This window comes from Ktedonospora formicarum, from assembly GCF_016587355.1.
GTDB classification, from domain to species: domain Bacteria; phylum Chloroflexota; class Ktedonobacteria; order Ktedonobacterales; family Ktedonobacteraceae; genus Ktedonobacter; species Ktedonobacter formicarum.
Genome location: NZ_BNJF01000002.1, coordinates 997,667 through 1,015,837, shown reverse-complemented (window position 1 = coordinate 1,015,837; position 18,171 = coordinate 997,667). Strand labels below are relative to the sequence as shown.

Annotated in this window: 17 protein-coding genes; 8 read left to right on the top strand and 9 right to left on the bottom strand. The window is 50.7% G+C overall.

Annotated elements, in window-relative coordinates; all coding sequences use genetic code 11:
* Positions 1 to 82: 82 nt before the first annotated feature.
* On the top strand, positions 83 to 2,038 hold the full coding sequence (locus K3T82_RS23210; RefSeq protein WP_220195933.1) for an FAD-binding oxidoreductase: 1,956 nt from the start codon (positions 83 to 85) through the stop codon (positions 2,036 to 2,038).
* Between the two features lie 117 nt (positions 2,039 to 2,155).
* Complete coding sequence (locus tag K3T82_RS23205) at positions 2,156 to 2,908, top strand: YqjF family protein (RefSeq protein ID WP_236031457.1); 753 nt, start codon at positions 2,156 to 2,158, stop codon at positions 2,906 to 2,908.
* Positions 2,909 to 2,910: 2 nt separating this feature from the next.
* On the opposite strand, the gene K3T82_RS23200 is transcribed toward K3T82_RS23205, so the two are convergent.
* Positions 2,911 to 3,810 carry a LysR family transcriptional regulator gene (locus K3T82_RS23200; RefSeq protein WP_220195932.1) on the bottom strand — a complete coding sequence of 300 codons (900 nt, stop codon included), beginning with the start codon at positions 3,808 to 3,810 and terminating at the stop codon, positions 2,911 to 2,913.
* Positions 3,811 to 3,976: 166 nt separating this feature from the next.
* On the opposite strand from K3T82_RS23200, the gene leuC reads away from it, so the two are divergent.
* Together leuC and leuD are read left to right on the top strand one after the other, a co-directional pair.
* Complete coding sequence (leuC, locus tag K3T82_RS23195; RefSeq protein WP_220195931.1) at positions 3,977 to 5,410, top strand: 3-isopropylmalate dehydratase large subunit; 1,434 nt, start codon at positions 3,977 to 3,979, stop codon at positions 5,408 to 5,410.
* 76 nt (positions 5,411 to 5,486) lie between these two features.
* Positions 5,487 to 6,104: a 3-isopropylmalate dehydratase small subunit gene (gene leuD / locus K3T82_RS23190; RefSeq protein ID WP_220195930.1), complete on the top strand. Its 618-nt coding sequence runs from the start codon at positions 5,487 to 5,489 to the stop codon at positions 6,102 to 6,104.
* A 137-nt stretch (positions 6,105 to 6,241) separates the two neighbouring features.
* On the opposite strand, the gene K3T82_RS23185 is transcribed toward leuD, so the two are convergent.
* From K3T82_RS23185 to K3T82_RS23175, 3 genes are all read right to left on the bottom strand, one after another.
* Entirely contained in the window at positions 6,242 to 6,877 is a 636-nt protein-coding gene (locus K3T82_RS23185; RefSeq protein WP_220195929.1) for a hypothetical protein, read from the bottom strand.
* A gap of 95 nt (positions 6,878 to 6,972) precedes the next feature.
* Positions 6,973 to 7,632 carry a response regulator gene (locus K3T82_RS23180; RefSeq protein WP_220195928.1) on the bottom strand — a complete coding sequence of 220 codons (660 nt, stop codon included), beginning with the start codon at positions 7,630 to 7,632 and terminating at the stop codon, positions 6,973 to 6,975.
* Positions 7,633 to 7,685: 53 nt separating this feature from the next.
* Positions 7,686 to 9,128, bottom strand: coding sequence for a HAMP domain-containing sensor histidine kinase (locus K3T82_RS23175; RefSeq protein WP_220195927.1), 1,443 nt, complete (start codon positions 9,126 to 9,128; stop codon positions 7,686 to 7,688).
* A 282-nt stretch (positions 9,129 to 9,410) separates the two neighbouring features.
* Here K3T82_RS23175 and K3T82_RS23170 point away from each other — a divergent pair, with 282 nt between their 5' ends.
* Both K3T82_RS23170 and K3T82_RS23165 read left to right on the top strand, forming a co-directional pair.
* Complete coding sequence (locus K3T82_RS23170) at positions 9,411 to 9,992, top strand: TetR/AcrR family transcriptional regulator (RefSeq protein ID WP_220195926.1); 582 nt, start codon at positions 9,411 to 9,413, stop codon at positions 9,990 to 9,992.
* Between the two features lie 73 nt (positions 9,993 to 10,065).
* Positions 10,066 to 10,794 carry an SDR family oxidoreductase gene (locus tag K3T82_RS23165; RefSeq protein WP_220195925.1) on the top strand — a complete coding sequence of 243 codons (729 nt, stop codon included), beginning with the start codon at positions 10,066 to 10,068 and terminating at the stop codon, positions 10,792 to 10,794.
* 119 nt (positions 10,795 to 10,913) lie between these two features.
* On the opposite strand, the gene K3T82_RS23160 is transcribed toward K3T82_RS23165, so the two are convergent.
* On the bottom strand, positions 10,914 to 12,089 hold the full coding sequence (locus tag K3T82_RS23160; protein ID WP_220195924.1) for a YCF48-related protein: 1,176 nt from the start codon (positions 12,087 to 12,089) through the stop codon (positions 10,914 to 10,916).
* A 270-nt stretch (positions 12,090 to 12,359) separates the two neighbouring features.
* On the opposite strand from K3T82_RS23160, the gene K3T82_RS23155 reads away from it, so the two are divergent.
* Complete coding sequence (locus K3T82_RS23155; protein ID WP_220195923.1) at positions 12,360 to 13,460, top strand: diacylglycerol/lipid kinase family protein; 1,101 nt, start codon at positions 12,360 to 12,362, stop codon at positions 13,458 to 13,460.
* A gap of 5 nt (positions 13,461 to 13,465) precedes the next feature.
* Here K3T82_RS23155 and trhA read toward each other — a convergent pair whose 3' ends face one another.
* From trhA to K3T82_RS23135, 4 genes are all read right to left on the bottom strand, one after another.
* Positions 13,466 to 14,161, bottom strand: a complete 696-nt coding sequence (gene trhA / locus K3T82_RS23150) for a PAQR family membrane homeostasis protein TrhA (RefSeq protein ID WP_220195922.1) — start codon at positions 14,159 to 14,161, stop codon at positions 13,466 to 13,468.
* A gap of 187 nt (positions 14,162 to 14,348) precedes the next feature.
* Complete coding sequence (locus K3T82_RS23145; protein ID WP_220195921.1) at positions 14,349 to 15,707, bottom strand: serine hydrolase domain-containing protein; 1,359 nt, start codon at positions 15,705 to 15,707, stop codon at positions 14,349 to 14,351.
* A gap of 38 nt (positions 15,708 to 15,745) precedes the next feature.
* Positions 15,746 to 16,294 (bottom strand): hypothetical protein, encoded by a 549-nt coding sequence (locus K3T82_RS23140; RefSeq protein WP_220195920.1) that lies wholly within the window; start codon positions 16,292 to 16,294, stop codon positions 15,746 to 15,748.
* A gap of 128 nt (positions 16,295 to 16,422) precedes the next feature.
* Positions 16,423 to 17,031, bottom strand: a complete 609-nt coding sequence (locus tag K3T82_RS23135; RefSeq protein ID WP_220195919.1) for a transglutaminase-like domain-containing protein — start codon at positions 17,029 to 17,031, stop codon at positions 16,423 to 16,425.
* Between the two features lie 135 nt (positions 17,032 to 17,166).
* Here K3T82_RS23135 and K3T82_RS23130 point away from each other — a divergent pair, with 135 nt between their 5' ends.
* Positions 17,167 to 18,012, top strand: a complete 846-nt coding sequence (locus K3T82_RS23130) for a hypothetical protein (RefSeq protein WP_220195918.1) — start codon at positions 17,167 to 17,169, stop codon at positions 18,010 to 18,012.
* Positions 18,013 to 18,171: the final 159 nt, after the last annotated feature.

Here is an 18,171-nt window from a genome sequence, read left to right as displayed (position 1 = left end):
TGTGTATATTCTACAGAGAATAAATTTGGATCGCCTCTATCAGCGACTGGATCGCTAATAGAGGCGGAGGAAGGGACTTCCGATGTCACTACGCTCGTTGTTTCCTCGTATTCATGGGCTGGCTAGCTTTACCAAGCAAACGATATTCAGCCCTCCCGTCTGCATCTTGCTTGCTATTGGCTCAGTTGTTCTGGGTATGGTCTGGTTTTTCCTGGATTTTTTCGCCGGTATGGCCGTCATAGATATCTACTCCTGGCTTCCATTGATCGTCGCGCTGGCAGTGATAGATCTATTGATAAGCGAGAAATGGATAACGGCAGTAATCGCCTTTCCACTAGTGATCATTACCCTGGCTTGTCTCTACTATGTTCTCTTCTGGCTGGGAACGCTAGTGTGGCTACCAACACCCGCCATCGGAACAAGTGGCATGATCCTACTCATGTTGATTAATGGCTCAGTGCTCTGGGTAACTTATGAGGTTCAACTAGTTAGAAGCCATAAGCAGCAAGATGTGCAACGACGAAGACGCTTTTTCAGAATGCTCCCACAAACCGCTCTTGCACTGGCGGCAGGAGGGCTCTTTATTAAAACCTATTTCTGGGATGATCCATCTCGACAGTGGTGGTTAAGCGATCTGTTACCCTCTAACGGCGCCGGGCTAAAACTGACACTTGCGCCTCCTATCTCTCATCACCTACAGGACGCTAGCCATCTGACAAGTAGTATCGTCAATGAACTACGCTCTCCCAGGGCGGTTGCCGAAGTTATCCAGGCTGTAAGAGATGCACGCTTGAGTGGACGAAAGATCTCGCTCTCAGGTATCAGGCATAGTATGGGAGGACAGGCCCTTGGCTCAGGCACATTGCATCTTGATATGACCCATATGGATGCGGTGCGCTACAACAACTCTGACCAAACGATCACAGTCGGCCCTGGTGCTACCTGGAAGCAAATTCAAATGACCCTTTCCCCACATGGTCGAGCCGTAAGAGTTATGCAGGATTCTAATATCTTCTCAGTTGGTGGTTCTCTAAGCGTTAATACTCATGGCAAAGATCCCCGCTATGGGTCGTTGATCGAAAGCGTCAATTATGTGAAACTGGTGATGGCAGATGGAAGAGAAATCCGATGTGATAGGACACAACAAAGCAATTTGTTTGCAGCAGTGATTGGCGGCTATGGAATTCTGGGGATTATTACCGAAGTTAACTTGAGAACCACCCAAAACAACGGCTACGTATTTTCGCTCATTCCAACTCAAACCGACTCAGTCATAGAAAAACTGGAAGAACTGGGGAAAGATCCCGCGAATCGGCTGATTGAGGCACATCTTTCGGTTGATCGTGAGCACTTTCTCACCGAGGGCCTTATCTATAACTACTCAGAGTCCAAATCACTACCCCAACCAGCAGATGATCTCCAGGGAGAGAATAGCATCTGGTTGCGTAAAGTCGTCTTTCAGGCATCTAGAGCAAGCAACATGGGAAAGATCTTACGTTGGGAGTTAGAAAAGCGCCTCACCCCGCTGGTTGATCCAAAAACAGTGAGCAGAAATACGGCTATGGCTGTTCCTGTACGTTTTCTACAGAATCCTGATCCCCAGACAACAGATATTCTCCAGGAATACTTTATTCCCACCGAACAGACCAGGGATTTTCTTGAAAACTATAAAAGACTCTTACACAAGCACAACATAAATCTCTTGAATGTTACGATCAGGAAAGTAACCCAGGATACGAATGCGTTAGTTTCTTATGCCCAAACTAATATGTACGGCTTTGTAGTCTATTATAAAGTATCTCGAAGGAGCAAGGAGATCCAAACACTCCAGGCATTCACCAGCGAACTCATAGAGTATTTAATCTCGATCAAGGCCAGATATTACCTATGTTACGGAAGCTATTATTCCCAATCTCAGCTGATAAGCATGTATCCTGAAATCCACACGTTATTCACACGAAAATCTCAATATGATCCACAGGAGTTATTTACTAATGAATGGTACGAAAAATATCATGAAGCCTTCCCGATTCGATGATAGAGTTACCATTAATGTCATTTTGAAAATCTCTCTACCCGTAGTTTGACGCCTGGACATCTCTTAGGCATAATACTTACACAAAAGATAATCACTTATATAAAGGTAGAGATTGACGTGAATCAACGCAGTGTACTTCAGGAGATAGCGCATCGTCCTTATCCTCTGCCCAGTACAGATTGGGTAATGACGCAGGATTGGAAGGATTTGCTCTTCTCACACTGGCCCATCGCGCCAGATAAGCTACGTCCGCTAATCCCTCCGGCACTGGAATTAGATACCTTTGGTGGTGAGTGCTGGATAGGCATCGTGCCTTTCTCCATGGCACATATTCGCTTGCGTGGGCTACCGGAAGCTCCCGGCCTTTCAGCGATGATTGAACTGAATGTACGTACCTATGTGCGCGCGGGTGATCTGCCTGGTGTTTATTTCTTCAGCCTCGATGCCAGCAATCCCATTATGGTCGCGACCGCACGCACCTTCTTTCATCTTCCCTACTTCAACGCACACATGAAGGTTGAGCATAGGGGTGATACGACGCACTACACCAGTGTCCGCACCCATCGCGGAGCGGCACAAGCCGAGTATGAGGCACGCTATCGTCCCCTGACCCGTGAAGCAAAGACCCAACCAGGCTCTGTAGAGGAATGGTTCACTGAGCGCTACTGCCTCTATGCCCAGGATAGACATGGACATCTCTATCGCGGCAACATTCACCACCTACGCTGGCCCCTCTGGGAGGCCGAATTGGAAACCATTCGCGATACGATGACGAAGCCACACGGTATTACCCTTCCCGACACTCAACCAATCCTGCATTACGCACACCAGCTAAGCGTGCTGATCTGGCCCCTTCAACACGTAATATGAACCTACTCCGTGAGGGTCTTCGTCTTAAGCACGATATCAATAAACTGGCGCGCCAGGAGCGAGAGGGTACCGAAGCGACGGTAGACAAGGGCATAGATAAATTCCTCTTGTAGGTCGGAGATAGGTAGCAGAGTCAGACCCTCATGGTGCGCCGAACGCATCAGAGCCGGCGAGATAAGAGTAATGCCACTCCCATGACGCACCAGTTCCTTGAGCCCTTCTACAGAACTGATCTCGACGCTGGGACTGATAACAAATCCACGCTGCAAGAAGATTCGGTCGAGTACTTTGCGCAGGCGTGCAGATTCGTCGAGCAGGATGAGAGGCTCTTCCAGGGCACGACTCAATGTGATCTCTCGCGGCTCCTGACGAGCCAATGGATGCTCTGATGAGACCAGCACTTGCAATTGCTGGCGAAAGAGTTCCTGTAAGACAACAATCTCAGAGCGCACATCGGGGTCGAAGATCAACCCCAGATCAACTTCCCCCTGTTCAACCAGAGAGATAACCTCATCAGTACGGTTGACGCTAACCTTCATACGGACATCGGGATACTGACCACGAAAGCGCGAAAAAACTTCAGGCAAGAGAGCCGTAGCCAATGATTCATTACAGCCAATGCTCAGAGTGCCACCCTGCCCTTGCTGTAAACGCGACATCGCGAACTGCCCCTGCTGTAAGGTATCAAGGGCACTCTTGACATAGTTGGCGAATTCTTGCCCGGCGGGAGTCAGAACAACGCGCTGCTTGACACGCCTGAAGAGTGTGATACCAAGCTCTTCTTCCAGGGCAGCAATCTGCCGACTAAGCGCGGGTTGTGCCACATAACAGAGGTCGGCAGCCTTGCGAAAATTCTGTGTCTGCGCCGCCGTGAGAAAATATGTTAATTGACGAAATTCCATGCTGCTCCCTGAGAGCTCATATAGCGAGCCCATCCATGCACATTCAGACTTGATGCCTTAATGTTATCACAATTACGAAATTTAGGTATTAGACATATCATACCAGCCCCTGTATACTACTATGCAAAGCACGTATCCACAGCAGGAAAGAAGGTTTTATTTGCTTATGGATCAGGCCACATCTTCACGTCCACGCACACTCTTCGAAAAGATATGGGAAGCGCACGCGATCAGCGAGGAACCCGGACAGGGCACACTTTTATACATTGATCGCCACCTCGTACATGAGGTTACCTCTCCCCAGTCCTTCGCGGCACTCTGGCAGGCGAACCGACGTGTACGCCGTCCAGACGCTACCTTCGGCGTTGTCGATCATAGCATCCCTACTACACCAGTACAGGCTCAAGGCAAACGCAGTAGCATACCCGTCCTCGATGCCAAGGCCGCACTTCAGATTCAAACTCTTGAGAAGAACGTCAAGGAAGCTGGCATCAACTTTTTTGGCGTTGACGACGCGCGCAATGGTATTGTTCATGTTACCGCGCCTGAACAGGGCATCACTCTACCCGGCATGACAATTGTGTGCGGCGACAGCCATACCGCCACACATGGCGCGTTCGGCGCGCTGGCTTTCGGCATTGGCACCAGCGAGGTTGAGCATGTGCTTGCTAGCCAGACCTTGCGCCAGAGTCGTCCGAAGGCGATGGAGGTACGTGTCGAAGGCGAGATTCCCCAGGGTTGTACTGCTAAAGACCTTGCCCTCTTCGTCATTGGTAAGATTGGGACAGGCGCAGGGACGGGTCACTGCATCGAGTTCACGGGTTCAGCCATTCGCTCGCTCTCGATGGAGGGTCGCATGACGCTCTGCAATATGGCGATTGAGGCTGGCGCGCGCGCTGGCATGGTCGCGCCGGACGAGACGACCTTCCAATTCTTACAGGGTCGCCCCTTCGCTCCCAAGGATGAAGCATGGGAGAAGGCTGTCGCTTACTGGCAGATGCTCAAGACTGACGACGGAGCATCCTACGACAAGCAATACAATCTGACAACTGAGGGTATGATTCCCCAGGTGACATGGGGCACAACACCTGCTATGGTCTCACCTGTGACTGGCATCGTGCCTGAACCCGAAGACTTCTCCGATCCTGCCATCGCGCGCCGCGCCCTGGAATACATGGGGCTAAAGTCTGGAACACCTATGCAAGAGATCAAGCTTGATCGCGTCTTCATCGGTAGCTGTACAAATAGCCGCCTCGAAGATTTGCGTATCGCCGCCACAATGGTCAAGGGCAAGAAGGTTGCAGAACATGTGCAGGCGATGGTCGTGCCAGGGAGTGGACTGGTCAAGCACCAGGCAGAACAGGAAGGGCTAGACCAGATCTTTAAGGATGCAGGCTTTGAGTGGCGCGAGCCCGGTTGTAGCATGTGTATCGCCATGAATGGTGACCGACTCGCCCCTGAAGAGCGCTGCGCCAGCACCTCGAACCGCAACTTCGAGGGTCGCCAGGGTAAAGGTGGTCGCACCCATCTCGTCAGCCCCGCTATGGCAGCCGCAGCCGCTATCGCGGGCCATTTTGTCGACGTTCGCACGTGGGAATAGGGTTGATACGAAAACCAACGTCGCTAGCGCGACTAGCGCTCACGCGCTCAGGTTTTCGAATAAAGGAGTTACAGCTATGCAAGCATTCACCGAACACACTGGCATTGTGATGCCACTGGAACGCGCTAATGTCGACACCGACGCGATCATTCCCGCACAGTACCTTACCTCCGTCGCACGTACAGGCTTCGCGGAAGGACTCTTCTCGCACTGGCGCTACCTGGACGAGACGCTCAAAACTCCCAATCCCGACTTTGAGCTGAATCGCCCACGTTATCAGGGAGCGAGCATTCTGGTAGCTCGCGAAAACTTCGGCTGTGGCTCATCTCGTGAGCACGCCCCCTGGGCGCTGGCGGAATATGGTTTCCGCACCATCATCGCGCCAAGCTTCGCCGATATCTTCTATAATAACTGCCTCAATATCGGTGCCCTACCAATTGTTCTGGATACAGAGACAGTACAATCGCTCTTTGAGGAGATCAATGCGAACGAGGGCTATACCCTCGCTGTCAAGCTTGAGGAGCAGACCATCACGACGCCTTCCGGGCGCGTCATCTCTTTTGAGATCGATAGCTATCGCAAGGAAGCGCTACTGCTAGGGCTCGACGCGGTAGGCCGCACGCTCCACATGCAGGATAAGATCGCGGAGTATGAGCGCCAACGCGCCCTCATCACCCCCTGGCAGTTTGCCTAACTACCACGCTTCTGCGTATGTAGGTGTAGGCTGAAATGCTGCGTCTACATTTGAAAGAGAGGCTGTAATCTACAGGGCTTGTAGATTATAGCCTCTCTTTCATTCACTCAATGAATTCTCACAGTGGGTTGAAGCAATTATTCTAGCCCGCCAAGCCAGGCACTAACCTGGAATAGGATGCCGCCCGTTAGCCAGATTGAGCCGTAGAGTAAGGCATAGGGTGCTTGCAAGAAGCTACTGGCACCAAAAAGATGCCATAGTGGGATACTACAATACCCACAACCATAGAGTGACATTCCAATACCAAATGCCCAGGTCGCAAAGAGGACCATCCACCGCGATACACTCTGGTTCCGTGGGCGCAAGAGACCAACTATTATACCAAGCGCACAGACCCCTAGAGCTAGTAGACATCCAGAAATCTCATGGGCAAACAACAAGCTGTCCATCGCGAACAAGATCATGCCTACATAGCCTGCGATCAGCGCTACCCATTGGGATTTTCCCGACCAGACCAAAGTCAGGGGAAACAGGGCCTCGATAACAAATAGAGCAATATTCAATCCCCATCCGACAACATAGAGCCAGGGATTGGCGCTAAACTGTACACTAGCCTCTTGACTAGTTTCAGGGGCAAGACCAATGTTACCTCCACAGGCCCAATAGACATGAGCAGCCGCGAAGAGCAGCGCCCAGGCACAGGCAGCATATCCTGACCATCTTCCCCATTGCAGAGAGGTATTGAATGTACCTCGCATAGCTTTAGATTTCATTATCCTTCATTCCTCCTTTGAGGAAAGGATAAGGCAAACAGGCGTTATATGGATGCGTCTGTGGTCTCGTTGTAGGCAAGTCTTAGGAACGATACTCAATCGCGGTGAAGGAGGCCCTGTTGCCACGCGAAGACGGCAGCCTGGGTGCGATCCATTACGTGAAGTTTGCTCAGGATATTGCTCACATGCCCCTTGACTGTCTTCTCACTGATAACAAGTTCCACCGCGATATCGGCATTAGAACGTCCATTAGCAATCAGGCGTAAGACCTCCAGTTCGCGCTCGCTCAGTTCGACAAAAGGATTGGGAGCCTCTCCCCTGGTTCCACGGACCTCCTGTACCACGCGCGCGGCAACACGAGGGTGCAACATAGATTCTCCACGCACAGCCTTGCGCACAACCTCTACCAGTTCATCAGGCGAGATCTCTTTGAGGACATAGGAGAGCGCACCCGCGCGCAGAGCAGGAAAAATGTGCTCATCATTATGGAAAGAGGTCAGGACAATTACCTGTGAATGCGGGCTTACCTGCTTGAGGCGACGCGTGGTTTCCACGCCATCAATGCCAGGCATCATCAGGTCCATGAGGATAACATCAGGAACTAGCTCTGCTGCCATACGCACCGCGACTTCACCTGACTCAGCTTCCCCAATAACGCTGCAATCAGGTTGAATGGACAGAAAGGCGCGTATACCCTCGCGCACGATGGCATGATCATCCACAATGAGAATAGTAATGGATTCAATCTCTGACATACTCTAATTGCTCTCCCTTTAAAGTTACCGCTCAAGCGATGTGGCTACATATACTAGTAAGATGCGGTATGATCACATTGAACTATGATCGTGGTACCCTTGCCAATCTCGCTCTGAATCTCTATATCACCGCCAAGGACCTGAATGCGTTCGCGCATGGAGGAGAGGCCGATGCCAAGAGAGTCTCGCTCCCGAACAGCAAAACCCTTTCCATTATCGCGAAGAGAGAATGTGACAGTTGTATTGCAGTCCAGGCACAGAGTGACCTCAGTTGCCTGACTATGGCGCGCTACATTCGCCAGCCCTTCCTGCACAATACGGAAAAGGGCATCCTCAAGCGCCGGAGATGGCTCCTCGTCGCCGCTTAACTCCAATACAACGGAGACGCTGGTTTGCTCTTGCCAGGTATTCACATAAGTCCGTACAGCCTCCGCCAGGCTTCTCCCCTCCAACGCCACCGGGCGTAGCTCATGAATAAGGGTGGTCAATTCGCGTTGGGCCTGGCGCACCAATCGCTCAACAGATGCCAGATGTGTCTTCGCGACAGACGTGTCACGCTCTACAAGTGCCCTTGCTGTACTTACCTGCAATGAAGCAGCGAAGACTTGCTGTTTGACACTATCGTGCAGGTCACGCGCTAGACGATTGCGTTCTTGAAGTGTCGCCAAATCCTGGCGCGTCCTGAGCAGGCGTTGCAACTGTTGCGCCATATAGTTAAGGCGACGTGCTAACTGCCCCAGTTCATCATTAGAGCGATCCCGCACAAAGGTCGAGAAATCCCCCTGACTCCAACCATCAACCGCAGTCACTATACGCTGAAGACGCTTTACCAAACCGCGAGCGGTAACGACACCGAAAGCAAGGCCCACCACACCCGCGCCAAAAAAGAAGACCAGAGCGCTTACACCAAAGAAGAGTAGGATGTTAAGGCCTGTAGTGAGATTCGTTCGCATATATTGCGCTTGTATCACAAGCGCTTCATGGCCCGAAAGGCTCCCTGAAAGAGGAGCCACAATGTACACTCGATCCTGATCCGACAGAGTACGCATTGCATTACTCGTGGATATCGAGGAAGGGGAGAGCACGTCCTGTACATTATGCTGGATGGTGACTGGCAGATCAGGGAGCAAATCTTGCCCCAACACGGTATTATAATCACCTGCCACAGAAACCACTTTCCCGCTAGCATCGACAGTGGCAATATAGCCTCGAAATGTCGAGTCGCTCTCCTGGCACAGCGCCCACGCCGCCTGTAGTTGTTGCTGACGCGAACTCGCTGGAGCCTGCGAAGAGGTTACAATGCGCGCAAGAAGCTGAGTTCGTTTTACAAGCGTCGCATGGTCATTACTCACGAAAAGGATCATACTTATGAATAGAACCAGCATTTCCATCAGGCACAGGACAATCACACTCGTTAGAAGATAGGATATCGTCAATTTCCATTGCAGGCGATGGAAGCGTTTGAATAAAGTGACTGGAAAACTCGCTGTTGTCATCTCGCTCTCCCAGGTAAACATTTAGACCAGGTAGCGCCAGTAATGGCGAGCCGCGCCACGACTATAATACTTCCTTGCTCGCCTGCACGGGTTTACACACCCTAAAGAACATCCACCCGTTGCCCTCCATCACAAGCATACATCAGAACTCTTTATCTGTCATGCGCCTGAAGACCTATTGCAGGCAAGGCTGCAGACCTGGAATTTAGTCTCATTATTCCTTGACTAATCGTTCCAAGATAATATATACTAGTGAAAGAGAAAGGGTATTGCAACTATACAATGGCAGGAAAGAAATCGTTTCAACCAGAGCTGGTACTTGATAAAGCCATGGGCCTGTTCTGGAAACAAGGTTATGAGGCATCTTCCATTGAAGATCTTGTACAGTGCACGGGCCTGGGGCGCGGCAGTTTGTATGATACCTTCGGTGGCAAGCATGAATTATATCTTGCTGCTCTGAAACGATATTGCGCAAAATACGACAAGAATATCGAAGAGCTTCGAGAACCAACGGAGTCTCTTCCGGCCTTTCTTGAGCGCTTTTTTCAAGCCTGTATTCAAGATTTGCTTAATGATCCAAATCGTCGCGGCTGCTTTCTCGTCAATGCAACCATAGAAATGGCTCCACAAGATCCAGAGGTTAAAGATTTTGTGCAAAAAGCGCTTCAAGATATAGAAGAAGGGTTTTACCGTCTCCTTATCAAAGCACAGGTCGCAGGCGAATTCGCCTGGACTCATGAGCCACATCAATTCGCGCATTTCTTAATGGGATCCCTGGTCAGCATTCGCGCCCTGGCACGTGGAGGTCAGGATCGACGTGTGCTAGAGGACATGGCAAAGACTGCCCTAATGGTCTTCCGTTAATTTTTTTTACTATAATGTTGGAATGCTTATTCCAACATTATTCGTGCCAACTACTTCATAAAGGATAATAACAATGGAAATTAAAGATTCGATAGTACTCGTCACTGGTGGTAATCGTGGACTGGGAAAAGCACTTGTCGAGGCTTTTCTCGCAGCCGGAGCACGCAAAGTCTATGTCGGGAGCCGCACCCCAATTGAGTCTGCAGATCCTCGCCTCCACCCAATCAAGCTCGACATTACGAATGAGCAGGAAGTCGCCGCTGCCGCTCAGGCATGCCAGGATGTCACCATCCTGGTGAATAACGCCGGTGTTGCATCCTTCGCTTCATATGCAGGGGCTTCATCGCTGCATGGAGCACGCCAGGAGATGGAAACAAATTATTTCGGCCCCCTCGCTATGGCCCAAGCATTTGCCCCAATCCTCAAGAAAAATGGGGGAGGAGCTCTCGTCAATATGCTCTCTGTTCTGAGTTGGTTTACGTCACCATCTCTCGGATCATATAGTGGCTCCAAATACGCTGCATTATCATTGACTGAGGGTATTCGTGTCGAGCTACGCGCGCAAGGAACACGCGTGATAGGTGCCTTCGCTGGCTACATAGATACCGACATGACAACAAAAATTAATGCTCCTAAGGCTAGTCCGGTGGATGTCGCCGCCAACATCATTGAAGGCATCCGTAATGACAGCGAGGAGGTGCTCTCAGACCAATCTAGCCACAGGGTCAGAGCCGCACTTGATGGCAGCCGTAAAGCCTTCTACCAGAACATTCAGCAGGAATGGGATAACGCTCAGCATTAATCCACACGGTCTCAAGTTCTGTGCAGGCTAAAGCTCTGCGCATACATATAAAATCTTGGGCCTGATGAGAAATAGAAGAGGATCAGCATTTTCTAAAACTGATCCTCTCTTTATGTTTGCTACTGGATAGTATAGTTGACGCTAGTCCAGGTCTGACCGCCATCGCTGGTATGAAGCAGCTTGCCGTCAGTCGTGGCCCAGCCATTGCTGGCGTCGATAAAGCTCATTTCGTTGACCTTGCCAGTCTGTGATTGAGATGCGGTCCAGGTCGTTCCCCCATCGCTGGTGTAGTAGAGTTTGCCACTATTATTATCGGAGACCCAGGCATGAGTCGGGTCAAGGACATACACGCTATCTCCCTCAAAATCACCAACCTTCATGCTAGTCCAATTCGCGCCGCTATCGGTTGAGCGGTAGAGGACAAAGCGCTGCTGTCCCTTCGAGTCAACTATATAGACTGGTAAGATGCCAGTGTTACCGAAGAAAACCGGAGGAGTCGTACCCATTTGCTCAACAGTCAGGCCAGTTGGAGGCGTCAGGCTCCGTTTCTCCCAGTTCGCGCCACTATCACTGGTCCTGTAGAGGCCTGGATCACTCGGCTGTCCAGTAGTGCTCCGGGTCGTAGCAAAGCCGGTTTTGGCATTCATGAATGAGATGCCCGACTTAAAGCCACCATTGCCAATACCACCATCACTACCAGACTGTGAAATTTGCTTCCAAGTCTGACCACCATCGTTGGTACGGAAAATGTAGGCGCCCTGACTACCCGCGCCCGGCGAGGCAGTGACCTCAAGCCAGCCGTCGGTACTAATCAAGTGAAGCATATCCACACCTGCTGGATCACTCACATTGAGCGATGTTGCCTGCCACGTCTGCCCGCCATCGGTTGTATGCTGAATAGTAACCTTATTCTCAGTTTGCTGAGCGCTGACGATCCAGGCATTGTTCATATCGATAAAGGTGCCCTTCGCCTGAGCGTAAGAAGGAGCATTTTGCGAGGTCATGCTCATCCAGTGCTGACCGCCATCGGTTGTCTTGAGAACTTTATCTTTAGTAAGTGCCCAACCTTGTGTACTTGTGACCATACGGATCGAGGTCAGCGGCTCAGATGAAGTGGCTGTATCACCACTGCTACTGGTGCTAGCTGTTGTAGTTACCGAAGCCGAAGTGGTATCAGTTGGTGTACCGCTAGCTGTTGTGTCTATCCCGCCGCTACTACCACACGCCGCGAATAGGCATAGGCAGCTAAAACATACAATTATGGACACAATCTTCTTCAATCTGCTTTTATGCATATGCTTCTCCATTATTTATTTCACATTAGCATAAAGGGTCTTGGTTTATATAATAAATGGTCGAGTTTTTCTTAACCCCGTCATCTTATATAATGCAAAAGAGGTCGGAAAAGTTCCACTCTCTTTTTATCGAGCCTCATTTACGTCTAGATAATCAGGCACTGGCAACATATGCTCGCCATGCGTTTGCCAGGCTCCCTTGCCGTGCGCTATACTCTGCTTAGAATAGGTTTCATATCGTATTTAGAGCCGCATAAAGAGATAATTGATATGGAAAACGAAAGCACATTTGCACGACACAAAGCGCTTGTCATTCATAGCCCGCGTTCTGGCCGATCCGAGCAATTAAGTCAAGCGTTAGAGCAGCTTCAGGCCAGTGGCATCGAGATTGTCGACTCCATCTCGATTGCTGAACTTGACGGTCAGTCAGCCCAAGGCGCGAACTGGCACGAGCAAGGCATAGAACTGGTGGTGGCAGCAGGTGGAGATGGCCTGGTTGGTGGAGCAATCGCGCATACAGCGGAAGAAAAATTACCAGTAGGCATTTTGCCACTGGGGACCGCAAACGACGTTGCCCGGACGCTTCAGATTCCCCAAGATATTTCTGGGGCTGTCAAGACAATCGCGCGTGGAAAACAATTCGACATGGATCTGGGGCAGGCACGCCCGGCTGAACAAGCCCCTCATACCGCGCAACCAGACGGCGAATCACTTGTCCATATCCCGGCAGCACGCGCTATGTATTTCGCACACGCCTTGACTGTAGGCCTCAACGTCCAGTTCGCGCGTCTGGCGACCGATAAAAATATGCGCGAACAGTATGGTTCTATGACATATCCGATGGCGGTCGTGGAAGCTTTACGCAACTATAAACATATCGAATGTGAAATTACACTTGAAGGTCTGCTTACACGTACAGATGAAGGCAAGCAGAGCATTAGCGACCAGCCAGTGACCTATAGAGGCAAATGTGTCCAGATTACGGCTGCCAACGCTCCTATCTTCTGGGGACCGCTTGAGGCATCAATTCCTGGCGTAAAGCTTGATGACCGCCTCCTGGACATCGTTATCATTGAGGATGCCGATATAAGCCAGGTCATGCTCAGGGTCTTACGTTTCTTCGGACGGCAGGCAGAGCGCGAAGCAACGGATGCCAGCTGGCACGCGCAGCATCCGCAACTACTATCAGCGGCCCTGACCGATATTCCAGGCATCCATCATGTCAAGGCTCGAACGCTCTCTATCAGGACTCCCGACACCAGGCAAGACGCGACCCTCGACGGTGAGGTGCGTGGACAAACGCCTATTCACGCCCTTGTCGCTCGCGAGCGGGCACGCCTCCTGGTACCACAGACCTTTAGAGGGCTCTAGCCAGACTACTGGCGAGGAAAGGGTAGCGCCCACTTCCAAACGCAGAAAACAAAGATGATACTACCTGCGATCACAAACAGGTGGAAGATCTCATGAAAGCCAAAAACGCGTGGAAAGGGATTAGGGCGCTTCAAGGCATACACCACCGCGCCTATGGTATAAGCTAATCCGCCAGAGATAAGCGCCAAGGCAAATTGCCAGGACGCGGCACTAATAAAGGCCGGAAAAGCCAGGACCGCGACCCAGCCCATGAGGATATAAATCGCGGTGCTCACCCATCGGGGCAGGCGCAACGTATAGGGGAAGATGGTCAAAGCCAGCCCTACTAACGCCAGCGTCCAGATAGTAGCGAGCAAGGCGATACGCACCCAGCCGTTGAGGATATTGAAGCAGAGCGGCGTATAGGTGCCTGCGATGAGCACAAAGATGTTTGAATGATCGAGCGAGCGCAGAACCTTACGAGTGGCAGGCTGCCAGGTGCCAATATGATAGATAGCGCTCACTGTGTAGAGCTCTACCATGCTCAGCCCAAAGATAAGCATGGACCAGAGGCGAGGCCCATCCTCGCGACTAAGCCAGCAAAGTGTAACAGTAAGGGCAACCGACGCAATAGCCCCGAGGGCATGGGACCATCCTCTTAATAGAGGTTTTTCTATCTTATCTTGTAGGTTTTTCTCAAGGTGTGAGACATGCTGTACCATGATACTACCATGTTCCTTTTCCCGACAATACGGAGATGCATGGCACCCCGAAGCCAGGCTTTTATGACGCTTTCTACTCCGTTTAGAGGGTATTTATAAACAGATTGTTTCAGCAAGAGGGGCGGCACCCGCGTTATGGTGGATGCCGCCCCTGGCTAATTAGAAATGCTAGCTATTTGAAATGGATTTAAATGGTAAGGTGAGCGCTGCGCTCAGGTCCAACACTAAAAGAGAGTGGTAAACCTTGCTCATCAATCTCAAAGTGTGCTGGTTCGCCAACATTGCCAAAGGAGTCGCCACTCACAATAGTAAAGGTATCGTCCTGAAGATGTTTAAGGCATGAGAAATCGCTGGATGGTGTATCCAGAGAGGGATCGTAGAAAACAGGGCCACCATTGATGAGCGAAGTCGCAAGATCACCCCAAATGCTGCGGAAATAGCTCTCATAGCGCTCAGGCGCGAGCGATGTGGCAAGCGTGCCATACTTGTCGTAATGGGTAATTACTTCGTCGAGAATGTGAAACGCGCCATCTGCCAGGGCTTTAGCAGAGGCATCCATGGCGTTGACAAAGATGACGAGGCCAAGGCCACGCTGCGGATCGATGCCGAAGCGGGAGCGGTAGCCCTGATAGCTGCCACCATGCCCATAAATGCGTTGGGTGTTAATTTTCCAGGTTTCATAACCCAGACACCAATCGGTATTGCTTCCCTCGCGCAACCACTGAATACGACGCATTTCACGTTTCGTCTCATCCTTAAGGAGGCGCGGATCACCATCGAGATGTGCCATCATAAACTGGCAAAAATCGGAAACATTGGAAGAGAAGCCGGTCGCGGATGCCATGACACGCGCGTCGATAGAGGGGAAGGGTTCGCGCCCCTGTCCGGGCAAATCGCGGCTATAGCCCACAGCCAGACGCTCAGTAATGGCATTGGTCAATTCCGGGGCGGTATGCGTCAGACCAAGTCGCTTGATGATAGATGTGGTAACGTAGTGCTCATAGCTGCTTCCCGCTACAGCTTTCACAACTTCGCCGAGTAAGGTATAACCGAAGTTGGAATATTTCCATTGCTCAGCCGGATCGAAGATCAGTGCCCCCTCTTTGATATGCTGCTGAATCTGAACCAGGGAGGGAAAATCAAACGTGTTCCAATGCGGAGTATCGCCATCGCGATCTAGACCGGAGGTATGGCTAAGAAGTTGCCGAATCGTAATGTGCCCAATTTGGGGCTGACTCTCAGAGACACACCATGGCAGGTAGCGCGACACGGGATCATCAAGATGTAGTTTTCCTTGCTCGAAGAGTTGCATAATGGCGAGCGCCGTGAAAATCTTGGAGAAGGACGCAATACGGTAACAGGTTGTATCCTGAGTCACCACCTTACGCGCCAGGTCAGCGTATCCATAGCCCTTGCTGAGCAAAACCTGATCCCGATAAATGAGACCAACAGAAAGGCCTGGAAGACGGTTAGCATAAACCTTATACGCCAGCCAGCGATCAATCAAGCGGGTCGCGTCGGTAAGTTGTGCTGTAAGATCCTCCATCGCAAAGCTCTCCTTACTTGAAATAAGATTGCATCGGCTCAAGGTATGGGCGTTGGTTCCACAACAGTAACATGCCCGGAAAGCACAACGATCTGATCGGCATGTATGAGGAGCGCGGGTGTCATCTCGCCTTCCAACTGAAGAATCGCACCTGGACGCAGGTCGCCAGTGTTACCAAGAGCGATAGGAGTTGTCCCAGGAACCCACTGAAAGCGAATGACCTGCTTGGTACGCGTGTAAAGCAGACCACTCTGCTGCGTTAGCAGAGTAGCATAAATAAAGTAGTCTGTATTGTCATACTGGGGACGGCGATCAATTGCCTCGACGCGGGTCACTTCACAATAGACCTTAATGGGCATATTAGGAATGGTGGTAACTGAAGGGGTAGGGGTAGGCGTCGTACGCGTGGTTGGCGTTGGAGTTGGGAGGCCGCTAATCCACGGTCCAGGTGTTACATTGCCAGTTATCATGGCCTGCTGAGTTCGACTCCAGGGCATATAGAGCACCCAGCCGAGAATAGTAACCATGACGGCCAGAATACACAGACTGACAACTAATTGCCACCATTTACCACGCAGGCTCTTCAAATTGCTGCAACTCGCTTCCCATTATGTCCAGAAGAGAGATTCTTCCCTGGATGCCTACAATGTCCTATGGTACCGGAATGTAGCACAGTGGCACCAAAATTGCAAATCCTGCCAACTATAGCCTGGAGCTATAGCCTTTCAGGTAAAGCAAATTGATACATGGTCAGGCTGTTTCTATACCGCCGAAGCACATCGACAACCACAGATTGCGGATGAGCAAAAATAGTCGGATAATCGATTTCATCGAGTTCAGGACGCACTATAAAAGCCAGGCATTCCTGGTCCAGGGAGAACTCCGCCTGTACGCCTGGCTTATTGCCCCTGGCATCAATTCTCACCCAGCGATTTAAAGAGGAAATATAGGCAGCATTGAGCGCATGGAGCGCGTAGCCGCTCTCCGGCGTCTCACCCAGAGTCAATCTTTGATAGCAGATACCAACTGGGATGCCTTGAGCACGTAACAAGGCGGCTAGCAGATGAGACTTGGCATAACATATGCCAGTTCTATGCTCAAGGACCTCTGAAGCATTGCAAGTGACGCGCGGATTCTGGGCATCCCATGAATGGGTAATCATATCGCGAACGAACTCGAATGTCCTATGTATACGCTCTATCTCTGACTCAGTCCCCGCACTCAGGTCTCGCACTTCCGCCTGAATGAGAGGATGGGAATAGTCAACAACTTCGTCTTCATCCAAATAATCTTCTATGCGCGTTGATTCACAAACTAGTTGCATAAACTCACCAATATCCTTTCAATTCCTGACTACTAGATTACGCCTCACCTTGGCTCGCCTTATATATTCTAACTGTAACCCTAGATTCTGCTCTTCTGGCAAGTGTTCACGACATACGAATATCGAGAGGCATATATGCAGTTCAATTCCACACTAAAACAAAGATTACAAGACTGTAGTAGCACATACGCGGAGTTGAGCGCACGCCTGGCATGCGCGAGCACGCTTTGCATCTATGAGGGAGCAGAAATGCTCAATGCTGGAATCCCCCTGCTGATGGGATCTGTAGCAAGTGCGGCTATCTGCGAGGAGCAATCACATCTCCCTGATAAGGTTACACCCATTGAAATGTATGATGTCGCATATACTGAGCCAGTCATCTTCGCCAAGGTATCATCCGAAACACCATTTGAGAGCGTCTTTCGCCCGTTCACGCAAATGCTCTTGCAATTAAAATCCACCCTGTATAATTACCATCTCTCCCTTATACGCCTAAACGCGACTGAGCAAGAAATGCAAACCAATCTGAGCGATCCCAATAGTGGCGAATACCAGGATGCCAGTATGTTTTCAATCTTGCATATTCAGGCACTCTGGCGTAACCTGGACCTGAGCTCTCAGCTTCTAATGCGACTTCTAACTGGCGCGCCACGCGTAAACATCTCCTGGCACCGCGCCCGGCAGCACATTCCCATGCAACAGCGCTTCAACTTTCCCGATATCAGTAAAATCATTACAAACATCTGGAAGGATCAATCCAAAATTGTAGCGACCTATCAGCTCCCCGCCTTCAAAATCGATGGACCTGAAATGGTACTCAAACTGCTCTCGATGCGTAAGGACCTGACCACTCCGTCCCTACTCATCGATAACCAATGGCACCGCAGTAACTTTATGCTGCGTCAGGAATTGTCACAATCTATCGAGCACTTCTACGAGTCACAGGAAGTCAGGTTTCACCCACTTACACAAAAAAAATAAGTGCTGGCGCCCGCTAAAGGTGAGCGCCAAATTCACAACTCTATCCTTCAGTCCTCCACAAGAGACAGATGCATAAGTGGGAAGGAGACAGGGCAGGCTGAAGCTCTGCACCTACATTTAGATTGGCTTTGATGGTGCTTGTGAGAGTGTACGAACCTG